This is a genomic window from Psychrobacter sp. H29 (assembly GCF_059073055.1).
This window is the reverse complement of record NZ_JCACRY010000001.1, coordinates 701,072-714,237: the sequence shown is the minus strand read 5'-3', so window position 1 is coordinate 714,237 and position 13,166 is coordinate 701,072. Positions and strand designations below refer to the sequence as shown.

11 protein-coding genes are annotated in these 13,166 nt (G+C 43.2%); 5 read left to right on the top strand and 6 right to left on the bottom strand.

Features of this window, described 5'->3' with window-relative positions:
* Positions 1-17 precede the first annotated feature (17 nt).
* The gene (gene ftsY / locus AC5JP1_RS02890; RefSeq protein ID WP_319051979.1) at positions 18-929 is read right to left on the bottom strand and encodes a signal recognition particle-docking protein FtsY; all 912 of its coding nucleotides are present in this window, start codon (positions 927-929) and stop codon (positions 18-20) included.
* A 760-nt stretch (positions 930-1,689) separates the two neighbouring features.
* Between ftsY and AC5JP1_RS02885 the strand changes: the two genes are divergently transcribed.
* The 3 genes from AC5JP1_RS02885 (at position 1,690) to AC5JP1_RS02875 (ending at position 5,039) form a co-directional block, all read left to right on the top strand.
* A complete protein-coding gene (locus AC5JP1_RS02885) occupies positions 1,690-1,842 on the top strand; it encodes a hypothetical protein (protein ID WP_443527155.1) in 153 nt (50 codons plus the stop codon).
* Between the two features lie 97 nt (positions 1,843-1,939).
* Positions 1,940-3,424 (top strand): M16 family metallopeptidase, encoded by a 1,485-nt coding sequence (locus AC5JP1_RS02880; RefSeq protein WP_493843052.1) that lies wholly within the window; start codon positions 1,940-1,942, stop codon positions 3,422-3,424.
* A gap of 76 nt (positions 3,425-3,500) precedes the next feature.
* Positions 3,501-5,039 carry a M16 family metallopeptidase gene (locus tag AC5JP1_RS02875; RefSeq protein ID WP_493843051.1) on the top strand — a complete coding sequence of 513 codons (1,539 nt, stop codon included), beginning with the start codon at positions 3,501-3,503 and terminating at the stop codon, positions 5,037-5,039.
* Positions 5,040-5,161: 122 nt separating this feature from the next.
* Here AC5JP1_RS02875 and AC5JP1_RS02870 read toward each other — a convergent pair whose 3' ends face one another.
* A complete protein-coding gene (locus AC5JP1_RS02870; RefSeq protein ID WP_493843050.1) occupies positions 5,162-5,749 on the bottom strand; it encodes a hypothetical protein in 588 nt (195 codons plus the stop codon).
* A 232-nt stretch (positions 5,750-5,981) separates the two neighbouring features.
* Positions 5,982-6,965 carry a D-Ala-D-Ala carboxypeptidase family metallohydrolase gene (locus AC5JP1_RS02865; RefSeq protein ID WP_493843049.1) on the bottom strand — a complete coding sequence of 328 codons (984 nt, stop codon included), beginning with the start codon at positions 6,963-6,965 and terminating at the stop codon, positions 5,982-5,984.
* 265 nt (positions 6,966-7,230) lie between these two features.
* On the opposite strand from AC5JP1_RS02865, the gene rodA reads away from it, so the two are divergent.
* Entirely contained in the window at positions 7,231-8,373 is a 1,143-nt protein-coding gene (gene rodA / locus AC5JP1_RS02860) for a rod shape-determining protein RodA (RefSeq protein WP_493843048.1), read from the top strand.
* A gap of 893 nt (positions 8,374-9,266) precedes the next feature.
* Positions 9,267-9,881 carry a septal ring lytic transglycosylase RlpA family protein gene (locus AC5JP1_RS02855; protein ID WP_319051564.1) on the top strand — a complete coding sequence of 205 codons (615 nt, stop codon included), beginning with the start codon at positions 9,267-9,269 and terminating at the stop codon, positions 9,879-9,881.
* A gap of 143 nt (positions 9,882-10,024) precedes the next feature.
* Here AC5JP1_RS02855 and radA read toward each other — a convergent pair whose 3' ends face one another.
* From radA to lptA, 3 genes are all read right to left on the bottom strand, one after another.
* Complete coding sequence (gene radA / locus AC5JP1_RS02850; protein ID WP_493843047.1) at positions 10,025-11,461, bottom strand: DNA repair protein RadA; 1,437 nt, start codon at positions 11,459-11,461, stop codon at positions 10,025-10,027.
* Positions 11,462-11,728: 267 nt separating this feature from the next.
* Positions 11,729-12,508, bottom strand: coding sequence for an LPS export ABC transporter ATP-binding protein (gene lptB, locus AC5JP1_RS02845; RefSeq protein WP_493843046.1), 780 nt, complete (start codon positions 12,506-12,508; stop codon positions 11,729-11,731).
* Between the two features lie 88 nt (positions 12,509-12,596).
* The gene (gene lptA / locus AC5JP1_RS02840; protein WP_319051574.1) at positions 12,597-13,079 is read right to left on the bottom strand and encodes a lipopolysaccharide transport periplasmic protein LptA; all 483 of its coding nucleotides are present in this window, start codon (positions 13,077-13,079) and stop codon (positions 12,597-12,599) included.
* Positions 13,080-13,166 lie beyond the last annotated feature (87 nt).

The window sequence follows — 13,166 nt, the reverse complement described above, 5'->3', positions numbered from 1 at the left end:
CCAATTAACTGGCTCTCTTATTCTTTATCGTCGGTCTCAAACAAAGCGGCGACAAATTGTTTTGGACTAAAGGCGCGCAAATCATCAATAGACTCACCCACACCAATGTAGCGGATAGGCACATCTGTCGTCTCAGCGATATTGAATACCACGCCCCCTTTAGCAGTGCCGTCCAGTTTGGTAATGGTGATACCCGTCAGAGGTACAACCTTGTTGAATAACTCAACTTGATTGATGGCGTTCTGACCTGTACCAGCATCGAGTACGATCATACCTTCATGCGGTGCGCTGGGATCAGCCTTACGCATCACGCGTACGACCTTCTCTAATTCTGCCATCAAATGTGTCTTATTCTGTAGACGACCAGCTGTATCGGCTATAAGGACATCGATATTTTTGGCTTTGGCAGATTGCATGGCATCAAAGATGACAGAAGCACTATCAGAGCCATGCCCTTGCGCTACGACTGGGATATCATTACGCTCACCCCAAATTTGCAGCTGCTCGGTGGCTGCTGCACGGAACGTATCACCTGCTGCTAGCATGACTGACTTACCTTCACCCTGTAAGCGCTTGGCAAGTTTACCGATGGTTGTTGTCTTGCCCACACCATTAACGCCAACCACTAAAATAACAAATGGTTTTTTGCTGGTATCAATGACCAATGGCTCAACTTTAGGCGTCAAAATATCAACCAGCTCACTTTGTAAGGCTTTATATAATGAGTGTGCATAGATCAGATCACCGCGAGCAGTCTGCTCGGTGAGGCTCTTAATGATACGGTTGGTCGCGTTGACCCCAATATCAGCAACCAATAACTGATCTTCGACCTCTTCTAACAGCTCATCATCGATCTCTTTACCACCGATAAGAATACTGACCATGCCTTCGGCCAAGTTTTTACGTGACTTACTGAGTCCCGTTTTCATACGGTTAAACCAGCTGCCTTTTTTCTTATTCTCTTGCGGCTCTACTGGTTCTTCTACTGGCTCTTTTGGACTATCAGTTTGTATACTGCTGCTGTTAGTTGGACTCACGCTTGGCGTGTCTCCCAACTGTTCTTGCAATGGCATGGTGGGTACGGTTGACACGGTATCAGAGTTGTTTGCAACATCTGTCTCTGTGACACTCGAAAAGCTTTCAGAATCTCCTTTAGGTACGTTATGCTCTTCAGTCATAATGATTGGCGTGGCCAAAGCAATATTTTCTTCTGCATCGTTATTTGAGATGTCTTGGATTGTCGTACTGTCCTCGAGTACAGCTGCGCGCTCAGAATCATCAACGATGGGCACCGATTGCACCGGTAGACTGGGTAAGGTAATATCATCGTCATCTAAGTCATCAAGACCATCATCTAAGTTAATGACTACGCGGTTGTTATTGTTTGGGTTATTCATAATTTTGCCCTAAAAGTTATCATTATCAATTATTTGTTCATTGTAGATAAATTTGTATGTCTTTATACGCTTATGAGCGACGTGACAATGAATTTCAGCCTATTTTAGCATAATTAAAGTCGTGCTCAGCCCTTACCATAATAGACTATCATTAAAATATATCGGCTCTAAAAGTCACTCAAAAATTTTAGAAAGTTTTGCTTAAGGTTTGGACACAAAATTCTGACTTGTAACTGGCTAGACTTCGCCTACTCTACCAAGACTATCAACGACTCTTTATTAGGAAATGCTCATGTCTCTACTCTCTAAGCACTACAAAAGCATCACCAATATCAGTGCGGCTATTTTGTTAACGACAACGGTATTGTCTGTGGCAGGCTGCAGCACCACGCAAGAGTTCAGACCCACAGCTAGTGTCATGGTAGGCACTCAAACCTCTTTATGACGTTCATTATTACTATGACTCCTTAGCACTACGATTCATTATTACTATAACTGTCGTCATTCTCTTTAGTCATCATTTTATATAAGTAGACCATACCATGCCATTGCCTTTACCACTACCGATCAACCCATTACGTATTGCTTGTGCCTTGGCGATAGCAGCGTCACTGACCGCCTGTCAGACCAGTACGATGTCTGCTAGCTCTACAACAACTACTGCTACTAACTCAGTCGCAGCAATCGGTACAGGGCAACCTAATTCAGACGCAAGTAGAGAGTCAGCGCCATCCGCATTGGCAATGGACATGTCAGGTCGGCATGAGTATCAGTTAGAAAACGGTCTAAAAGTAGTTATAAAAGAGGACCACCGTGCCCCAGTCGCTATGACACAAATCTGGTATCGAGTAGGCTCGGCAGATGAGCCAACTGATAAGGGAGGTATCTCACACGTGCTTGAGCATATGATGTTCAAAGGAACCACTGATGTATCAAGTGACGATTATGAACGGTTGATTGCCAAATTTGGCGGTGTCAACAATGCCTTTACCAGCTATGACTATACGGGGTACTACGAGCTGTTTCCTGCTAACCGCATGCCTTTGGCTTTAGAGCTTGAAGCAGATCGCATGAAAAACCTGACTTTCGATGATAAAGAGTTTGCCAAAGAGCATCAAGTCGTTATGGAGGAGCGCCGTCAACGTACTGATGACAATCCACTTGCCAAAGCTTACGAGTCATTTCGCCTGCTAGCACTACCTGACAGTCCGAAGGGTGAGTCTGTCATTGGACCGATGAGTGAGCTTGAGTCAATCAAGCTCTCTGATTTAACAGACTGGTACAAGACATGGTATGCACCCAACAATGCCACTTTGGTCATCGTTGGTGACGTACAACCACAAGATGTGCTCGCGCAAGTCAAACGCTATTTTGGCACGCTTGCACCAAGCGACGTACCCAAACGCAATGGGGTCACTCAAAAGGGCTTTCGAGGGTATCAAAAAGTAGAGTCTGAGCAGGCCGTCCAAGTGCCTGTTCTCTTAATGGGTTACAACGTGCCAAGTTTGGTGACGGCAGGCGCAAATGACGAAAAACAGGCCTATGCCCTCTCCCTTGCTCAAGACGTACTCGACGGTGGTCTATCTGCACGCTTAGAGAGTCGACTGATACGTGAGCAAGGTCTGCTAACTACCGTTGGTACTTCTTATGACTTGCTCGATCGCGGCGATGGACTATTCTTAATTCAGGCAACACCGCGTGAAGGTGTCAGCTTAGAGCAAGCGCAGCAAGCCATAACGTCAGAAATAGAAAAGCTCAAAACAGATCCCATTGCTGCCGACGAAATCAGCCGTGCTAAGACCAATACGGTCACAGGCTTGGTTTATGCGCAAGATAGTATGGAGGGACAGGCACGTATGATAGGCTCGCTACAGTCTATTGGTTTAGATGATAGATTGCTTGCCAAGCTGCCAACCAAACTCGATAGTATCAGTGTCGATGACATTCAGGCTGCCAGTAAAAAATACTTGGTTAAGAACAACCTTACGGTGATGCATATCGTACCACCCAAAGAGAAGCAAAACTAAGCAAAGTAACGGCTGCCTATCATCAAGCGTCTAATAAAAATGACGACAAAAACGTATTCTTAATAAGAAGAACATCATGATTCAGAATAAATATGACTCTCAAGTAAGACAGAAAATATCAAGTGCTAGCTCATTGAAAAAATGGTCATATCTTAGCACCAGCCTCGTACTTGCTTTGGGTATATTGACTACTACCACTCAAGCTGAGACAACAGGTGCTGAAGATTACCGCGCACCTGCTGCCGTCGATGCCAGTGCGCCTATTGCGGCACTGTCTAAGCTGACTAGTATTGATAACGCCGAACCTCTAAAAGTCACCGTACCAACAATCCAACAATTCAAGACTAAGGCTGGCGTCCCTGTAAAATTCGTAAAAACCACCGCCTTGCCCATCGTCGATATAGACCTGCGCTTTAACGCTGGTAGTGCGCGTGACGGTAGCATCAACAAAGATGGTTTTGGCATCGCCAACATGACAGCGACAATGCTTGAGCAAGGTACCACGAGTTTAGATGAAAACGCATTCACGCGAGCCGTTGAAACTTTAGGCATCAATTTGAGCAGTAGCGCGTACAAAGACATGTTTATTGTTTCACTACGCAGCTTATCTGATGACGAGCATCTGCTACCTGCTGTTGACTTGATGACGCAGATGGTGAGTGAACCTACGTTTAATGATGATGTTCTAGCACGCAACAAGGCACGACTACTGGTTGGTTTACAGCAGCAAAAACAAGACCCTAACAGCCTTGCAAGCATTGCTTTTAATAATGCATTGTATGGCAACCATCCTTATGCGCACCCCTCGGTCGGTACACTCGAGAGCGTGCCTACCATCCAAAAGCAGCAGTTATTAGACTTCAAAAATCGGTATTTAGTGACAGCAAATGCTTCTATCGCTATGACGGGCAATTTGACATTAGTCCAAGCGAAACGTCTGGCTGAAGAGATCACTACGAAGCTGCCTACAGGACAGGCCGCAGCAGAATTACCTGAACCCACACCCCTTACTACAGCACAGCATATACACATCCCATTCCCAAGTACCCAAACCACTGTCCTAATGGGTCAACTGGGTAGTAAACGTGCAACCGATGCTGTGGCGCAGCAGCAGCAAACCAATTTTGCAGTTGGTAATGAGATCATGGCAGGTAGTGATTTTAATGCGCGATTAATGACTGAGGTTAGACAAAACTTGGGTTATACCTATGGTATTTCAGGTTCAATGAGTCCGATGCTAGCACGAGGCCCTTATCAGATTGGGTTTTCGACGCGCAACGATAAGGCGCGCGCAGCGATCGATGCAAGCTTAGGAGTTATTAATAAGACACTAGAAAAAGGTGTCACTCAGGATGAGATGCGCTTGACAACAGACAACTTAAAAAATAGTTTTCCAATGGGCTTTGCAAGCAACGCAGGTATTAACGGCTTGTTAGGAATGATGAATTTTTATCAATTGCCGAACAATTACTTGGCTGATTATACCAATCGTATTGATCAGGTCACGCTTGTAGAAGTGAATAAAACCATGCGTGATACGCTAAAGCCTGATGATTTTTTGATTGTAACTGTGGGACAAGATGACCCTTGGAAAGATAAACCAGTGAACAAGTAGCTGTTCTGAAAATACATAAAGACAAATTAATAACGTAAGTGATGAGAAACACAAAACACACCGCTCATAACTTACGTTTTAAGACTTAAAACACTGTGCTACAAAGCTCATGGTAGACGTTACTATAAATATGCTTTGTCAGAAATGGTCATTGCAACATCATAACTGAGGTCTTTTGGCTTATGGGTTGCACCGTTGTAGCTCAATCGAATGATGTGCTTGTCATAAGAGGTTACTTGGTAACCTCCGTTAGCGAAATTATGTACCGATGGAACTATCAGTAATGCTTCGATTTGACGATTGTTAGTTGCTACTGAAATACTTTGACCATCTCGCGGGTATAGAAAATAGTCGCAATAGTCGTTTACCATGACTTCTGCAAGGCGCTCAATGACCTGACTGCCATGCCCTTCTTCTATTAGCTTCGGACAGACATCAGAGCGTTTTGATGCCAAACGTGCATAAGAGTTTTTGATACCGTCTTCAATATTTTTAGAGTTTTTTTCAATATTATTACGGCTGATTGTATTCTTATCTGTGACCGATGAGCGGCTGTCAGAATGCGTTTGTGGGCTGCAGGCACTAACAAGTAATGCGGATAAAAATACCGTACCTACTAACGCGCCATACATATATCTTGAACGAAAAAAGCCTTGGTTCTTATTATTTGACTGACTGTACTGTTTAAGTGTCGCGCGCTGCTTTGTCATAAACCCTGCTTGTGATAACGTAATCTTCTTCCTTGAAGAGCGACAAGGATACAAAGATAGGTAAGAAAAGTACTATCATTAAAGCATAAATACCAAACAAATTTTCAGTGAACTTATGCGTCTAGCTTATCGTTCTATATCTACTTTTACCCTAGAACTTATCAGCGCTATATTATAACGTCTCTATCTACTTTTACCATGTAAATCTAGGTTTTTATCTGCTAATTATTTGCTAGTAACGGCAAGAAGAGCTGCTACTTGCATGGTTGAAGCCCCATTTACGATAACCATCTGTGTCGAGATGGATGGCACCTGTAGAATACAACCCTAGACCGAAGTTATAGGCTTGACCTTGATATTGCCAAAATTGACATAATCCATCTTGCATAGTACTAAGACGCCATAGATTATCTTCATACTCTGGCACCCAAACATCTATCGCACTAGCATTCATATGTTTACTACCATCTGCACCGCCTGCACAGTCATTGAGACCAGGACTGCGGTATACCGAACGTATCTCAGTGCTCGGTGGCAATATCCCTTGGTTTTTTAATTCGCTATATAGATGTAGTGTCGGTACGATATTCGACCACAGCTCTTGCGGTGGCAATTGATAGGGCTCATAACCGCATTTCTGCCAGCTACGCGCTGTGGTCAGTAGCTGAGACAATGGCGGTACATTTCGCGCCCCTACGCGCGAGCTCAGATAGCTTTGGTACTCTGCCACCTGCCTAGCACGGTAACTGTTACTATTGAGCCATGCATTGAAATCCATGCTGGTAAAGTCGTTATAAGCGCTATTATAAGTATTGCTTGCTGTACTGTAGCTATTATTACTGTAGGTTGTATTGTAGATGGGCTGGCGGCGGTTGATACTGACGCGTTTGCTTTCTTCGATAGATATGCTGGCATCAATATTGAAATCACGCTGCTTTTGTGCAATCAAGCTTTGCATACTATCGCCACCTGATGAGTTTCCCCCATTCGACTTAGTCCCATTCAACATAGTCACGCCGGGACGCTGGTTGGCAACATTATTAGAGGGCGTGATATAGGCATTACTACTGTCACTATTACTCTGACGCACTACGATACGGCGCTCACTATTATCACTTATAATAGCGGCATGTACACTGACACTGCTTGCACAGACAATTAGTGCCATAATAGACTGGCTAAACTGCCTACGGTTATGGTTGTTTGATTTTATCATTGCAGGAATCTACCGCTAAAAACGTTTTATCGATACTATCAAATTTTCAGCAAGCAGGCTAAACTATCGCCTCTAATCTGAGGCATGCTATTCGTAATTAACACTTATCCTCATAATCTTTATAATTATGTGACTTTATTGCCTAGATGTTAAAAATCGACTCACTGTTTTTTCTATAGCTTCTACTAGAATAGATAAACCACAGTCTTATCAGACATTTTAGACGACGTCTCCCTCTTACCTAATTGCTAGTCAAACTCTGCCTATGTCTTCTAATCCTCAATACCGTTTTTCACGTCAAAGCCATCACCTAGGTCAGGGTCATGCACCGACGCTGTGGCAGCGTATTCATATCGATCCGTGGCTGACCTTGTTATTGCTAACGGTTTGTTGTATTGGCTTGACGATTTTGTATAGCGCGGCCAGTCAGGATGTGGGTATGGTCATACGCCAGATGGTGAGTTACGGTGTGGCTTTCATAGTCATGTTTATTATGGCTCAGATACCGCCCAGTCTCTATCGCACCTTCACGCCTGTATTTTATGTACTAGGACTTATACTATTGGTGCTAGTAGATGTCATCGGTGAGGTGCGTATGGGTGCCCAGCGATGGATTAGAATACCTGGATTTGGCAGTGTGCAACCCTCAGAATTCATGAAACTTGGTATGCCTATGATGTGTGCTTGGTTTTTATCAAAACGTGATCTGCCACCCTCAGCATCCAGTATTGCCATTACCTTGGCGCTCATTATCGTTCCTGTACTATTGATTGCAAAAGAACCGGACCTTGGCACATCACTATTGGTAGCAGCAAGCGGTATCTTTGTGCTGTTCTTAGCGGGGCTATCTTGGCGCCTTATTTCTGCTGCGGTTGTTTTGGCGATACCCTTTATTGCGTTTGCATGGAATTTTTTATTACATGATTATCAGCGTACGCGAGTATTGACCCTACTCAATCCTGAGGCTGACGTACAAGGTGCCGGATGGAATATCATTCAGTCAAAGACCGCTATTGGTTCAGGTGGTCTTACGGGAAAAGGCTACTTGGAAGGCACACAGTCGCATTTGCATTTTTTACCAGAGGGACATACTGACTTTATTATCGCTGCATTCTCTGAAGAGTTCGGTCTGATGGGCGTCATGCTACTCATGTTTATTTACTCTTGCCTACTAACACGCGCCCTTTATATTGCGCTTACTCATCCTGATGTCTACAGCAGGCTATTGGCAGGTGCTATCGCCATGTCTTTTTTCGTATACATATTCGTTAATGTCGGTATGGTTGGCGGTATTTTGCCTGTCGTTGGTGTCCCTCTACCTTTTATTAGTTATGGTGGTACTGCTATTGTGACTTTGATGGCAGGATTTGGTTTACTTATGTCCATTCATACGCACAAGTCTGGTTAACCAGTCGTGGCTATCAATTTAATAACCTATAAATCAATAACTTATATGGTATAAACTAGCATTCAATTCTTGAAATATCCATAAAGGCATACCATATAATCTTTTATATTCTGTACATTACATCTTTGTGTTCTACTACAAAAAGCCCTAGTATATTGATAGCTTCACGGTCGTTAATATTTTGTTACTTTTAATAAATAGAACATAATTTGTGCTCAGAATATTCTATATTCGACTCCGTATTCTATATAAGCTGTTGTTATTTAGTTGCTTATGAGATGGGTTAGCAAGCAAGTATTTTTCCAACATTATTTGATTATGAACCAAGGCTAAAATATTTTATTCCTTGTTTTTTATAAAAAATTGCGTTAACCTCATTTACTGTACTTCGATACATAACCAGTACATAGCTACTAACAAACTTTGCATTTAATTATATTTTAGTTGTAGCCCGGCCGTATAGTTGTCATCTTGTCGATTTGAGGCTTTCAAATACACTACTTAATTAACGGTTTAACAACAAAGCATCACGTAATCCTATTTAAACCATTCATTAATTTAGCGCTTTTAGAAAGTTGGTATATCAGACATTTTGTAGATACGACGTATAGTGATATTTACTTCTAAAGCTAGACATAAGTATTTAATAAATATCACTAACTATCATTTGAGCATGACCTAGGTAACATCGATAATTTTTACCGTTACTTATGATCATAAAATGAAAATTACCATACATAAAAACCTATAAGGGTCTTATCATTAATCGTCAATAGACTGACACGTTAATAAAGACTTCAGAGAATAAATTACAGTTAGCTCACTCTAACATTATCATTCTCCATCTAAAAAATTTAGAGCTAGGTTTTGATGTATAAGCTATAGAGGTATTTATGAATAAGCGTTTATCTGGTTTACTTACTATGTCAGCAGTTTTATTTGCTGGATCTGCAGTTGCTACAAATGTAAATGCTGTGGAAGCCAAAACCTCCCTTGCAATGATTACGCAAGATAACGCCTCCCATATCGATCGTGTACTTGGTGAGCTTAGCCGTCAACATGATGGTGCATCAAGTTTGGTCAAATCAGCACGTCAGCCCACCTCATTAGCGCTTAGCAGCTCTCTATTGGCTAGCGATACGACACAGGTCACCAATGATGAAGACGTATTAGAACGTCTGACAGCTGTCGCCTCTAATTCAGTGAGCAAGTTTAAGCAAACAGGTCTAGCTTCTTGGTATGGTCGTAAGTTTCATGGTCGCAAAACAGCCAGTGGTGAAACCTTCGATATGAATGCCCTAACAGCAGCACATCGTTCACTACCATTGAACTGCTATGTCAAAGTTACTAACAAAACCAATGGCAAAAGCGTTGTCGTAAAAGTTAATGATCGTGGTCCATTCCATGGCAACCGTGTATTAGACTTATCTTACGGCGCTGCCAAAAAACTCGGTATTACGAGTAAAGGTGTGGGCAATGTCGCGATTGAGCGTGTTTCAGGTCCTTAGTTTCGAGCCAAGCATTTAGCCACTTAGCTGAATCAGAGCCATACAAATCAGATAGATAAAAGCGCCTAGCTCATGATGAGTTAGGCGCTTTTTTATGGTGGGATGTTATTTTGTACAAAGTCAATCATACGTCTTAACATTAACTATAATTCAAACGCGCTTTCGATAGCATCATCAAGACGTTCAACTGCGATTACATTAATTCCTTTAAACTGTGGCGCACCTTTAGCAGGTGCATTGGCCTTTGGAATGATCGCATGCTTAAATCCATGTTTCATCGCTTCTTTCAGACGTTCCTGCCCATTAGGTACTGGGCGAATTTCACCAGAGAGACCGACTTCACCGAACACTGCTAATGACGAGGGTAACGGTTTTTCTTTAATACTTGAGGCGCATGCCAACAACACCGCTAAGTCAGACCCCGTCTCTATAACTTTGACACCGCCTACAACATTGACATAGACATCTTGCCCACTGGTATGAATACCGCCATGACGATGCATAACCGCGAGCAGCATCGACAAACGCTGAAAGTCTAGTCCCAATGCCATCCGTCTCGGTGAGCCTTGAGAGTCATCAACCAATGCCTGTACTTCTACCAGTAAAGGCCTTGTACCTTCACGGCTAACCATGACCACAGATCCGGCAACAGGCTTATCATAACGACTCAAAAATATGGCTGATGGATTGGCAACTTCTTTTAACCCCATATCAGTCATACCAAAAATCCCTAGCTCATTTACAGCGCCAAAGCGGTTTTTGACCGCGCGAATCATTCGAAAGCGTGAGTCAGACTGACCTTCAAAGTACAGTACCGTATCAACCATATGTTCAAGCACACGTGGACCTGCTAATGTACCTTCTTTGGTCACGTGACCGACTAAAAATAGCGCAGTGCCTGTTTGTTTTGCATAGCGTGTCAAGATAGCAGCAGACTCTCTAATCTGGCTGACACCACCTGGTGCTGAATTGATGGCATCGGTATATATGGTCTGAATAGAGTCAATGATAGCGATGGCTGGCTGCTCTTGGGTCAAGGCGGCACAAATAGTTTCCACATTGGTCTCTGCCAATACACGAAGCCTATCAGCAGGTAGGTCTAGGCGCTTAGCACGCATGGCCACCTGAGCAAGTGACTCCTCACCTGTGACGTATAGCGCACTCCCTGCTAGTGATTCAGCACGTGCCATATTGGTCGCTGTTTGCAACAATATAGTTGACTTACCAATACCAGGATCGCCACCGATTAGCACGACAGAACCAGCTACTAACCCGCCGCCCAGCACTCGATCAAACTCACTGATGCCTGTTGGCAAGCGGGTATCTAACGTGACGCTTACTGCATTAAGTGGCATGACCGCACTATGAGTACCTGAGTAGTTACCAGCTGCTGCACCCGTATTACGAGGTGTGGGGCGATTCGGTGTAGACTTTGCACTACTCTTATTATGATGCGGCATGCTGACATTTGGTGCTTCAACCAAGCTATTCCATTCGCCGCAATCTGTACACTGCCCTGCCCATTTGCCAAAATGCGCACCGCACTCTTGACAGACATAACTGCTTTTATTTTTTGCCATAAATAATGAGCCTTATTCAGGTGGTTAGTCGAGAATAATGAATGAAGTATCGATATGTTTTTGTAAGCGTTAAAGAGATAGAATACTCAGCCATTAACGTTATAGGCTGTGTGTTATAGATGGGTTAATATTCAACGTATAAGTATTATGGTTGCTATTATAGCTATAGGAAATGTGCTTACTGCTGGTCTTATGGGTCAATTCACAATACTAGATCCAGCAGTCTGTAGAGATATAGGTATGAGAAAAAAATATTAGGTTCTTAGACTATACTTGAAAGTCCTTACCCAAATAGACGGATTTTACCAAATCATTATCCAATACTTCAGACGACGTTCCTTCAGCGATGATCGCACCCTCTGAAACGATATAAGCTTTTTCACAGATGGCTAATGTATCACGAACATTATGGTCAGTGATCAAAACACCGATACCACGGTTTTTCAGTGTTAAGATAACGTCTTTGATGTCACCGACAGAAATAGGATCTACACCTGCAAACGGCTCATCCAATAAGATAAACTTAGGATCAGCTGCCAGTGCACGAGCAATCTCACAGCGGCGACGCTCACCGCCTGATACGCTCATCCCCAGCGATGTACGTACATGTTCTAAATGGAACTCACCAATCAGTTTTTCAAGCTCCTGCTGCTGCTCAGCTTTACTTAACGCTGTACGAGTTTGCAGGATGGCTAATATGTTGTCTTCGATAGAGAGCTTGCGAAATATCGATGCTTCTTGAGGCAAATATCCAATGCCAGCACGAGCACGCTCATGCATAGCATATTTGGATAAGTCCATTTTCCCAAGAGTGACGCGGCCCTTATCCATATTGACCAATCCGACTACCATATAAAAACTGGTGGTTTTACCTGCCCCATTGGGACCTAATAGCCCGACAACTTGGCCCTGCCCAACAGAAAACGAGACGTCTTTGACGACCCAGCGTTTACCATAACGTTTGCCTAAGTTTTGCATCGTCAATCGAGCGACAGGTGCCGTATTGGTATTCAATGCTGAAGGGTTTGTATTTTTATTATCGCTCATAGCTCACTCTTACTTTCACAAAATTCAAGCACTGCCAAAGCCTTGTTTAGCTGCTCATATTTTAATCTTACGACCATACTGGCATAGACTAGCGTACACCGCTTTGGCTAGTATTGTTGTTAGGCGGGAACACGAGCTCTACTCGTTGATTACCACCAGCAGTTGCTTCCACATCACCAGCTTTTAAGCTATAACGAATTACATTACCAGCAAAACTTGCCCCATTCTGTACCAGCTTAGCATTTCCCGTTAGCGTGATGATGCCGGATACTGCATTGTAATCAATCTTATTGGCTTGACCTTTAGCCAGTCCTTTTTCTTGCGTGACCACTTGCTGCATAGTGGCTGGACGACCTGTTGCTACCGCTGAGTTGATACTACGTTGCTGAGAGAGATTGACAGTGATGTTATCAGCAGTCATCTTAAATGTACCCTGAGTAATGATGACATTACCTGAATAACTGGTGACACCAGTACGCTCGCTATAAGTAGCCTTATCCGCTAGCAATTTTATTTGTTGATTGGCATCTGATGGCAATGCATGACTATATAACGGTAGCGCTAATAGCATAACTACTGGCACGGTACGTAAGTTGTGTAAGCAGCGTGATGATGCACGTAAAGCAGGCAAAAATTTAGATTTCATATAATGGCTCAT

Coding starts and splice junctions, on each gene's coding strand:
- ftsY (WP_319051979.1), bottom strand. CDS start 929: ATGAAAACGGGACTCAGTAAGTCACGTAAAAACTTGGCCGAAGGCATG.
- AC5JP1_RS02885 (WP_443527155.1), top strand. CDS start 1,690: ATGTCTCTACTCTCTAAGCACTACAAAAGCATCACCAATATCAGTGCG.
- AC5JP1_RS02880 (WP_493843052.1), top strand. CDS start 1,940: ATGCCATTGCCTTTACCACTACCGATCAACCCATTACGTATTGCTTGT.
- AC5JP1_RS02875 (WP_493843051.1), top strand. CDS start 3,501: ATGATTCAGAATAAATATGACTCTCAAGTAAGACAGAAAATATCAAGT.
- AC5JP1_RS02870 (WP_493843050.1), bottom strand. CDS start 5,749: ATGACAAAGCAGCGCGCGACACTTAAACAGTACAGTCAGTCAAATAAT.
- AC5JP1_RS02865 (WP_493843049.1), bottom strand. CDS start 6,965: ATGATAAAATCAAACAACCATAACCGTAGGCAGTTTAGCCAGTCTATT.
- rodA (WP_493843048.1), top strand. CDS start 7,231: ATGTCTTCTAATCCTCAATACCGTTTTTCACGTCAAAGCCATCACCTA.
- AC5JP1_RS02855 (WP_319051564.1), top strand. CDS start 9,267: ATGAATAAGCGTTTATCTGGTTTACTTACTATGTCAGCAGTTTTATTT.
- radA (WP_493843047.1), bottom strand. CDS start 11,461: ATGGCAAAAAATAAAAGCAGTTATGTCTGTCAAGAGTGCGGTGCGCAT.
- lptB (WP_493843046.1), bottom strand. CDS start 12,508: ATGAGCGATAATAAAAATACAAACCCTTCAGCATTGAATACCAATACG.
- lptA (WP_319051574.1), bottom strand. CDS start 13,079: ATGCTATTAGCGCTACCGTTATATAGTCATGCATTGCCATCAGATGCC.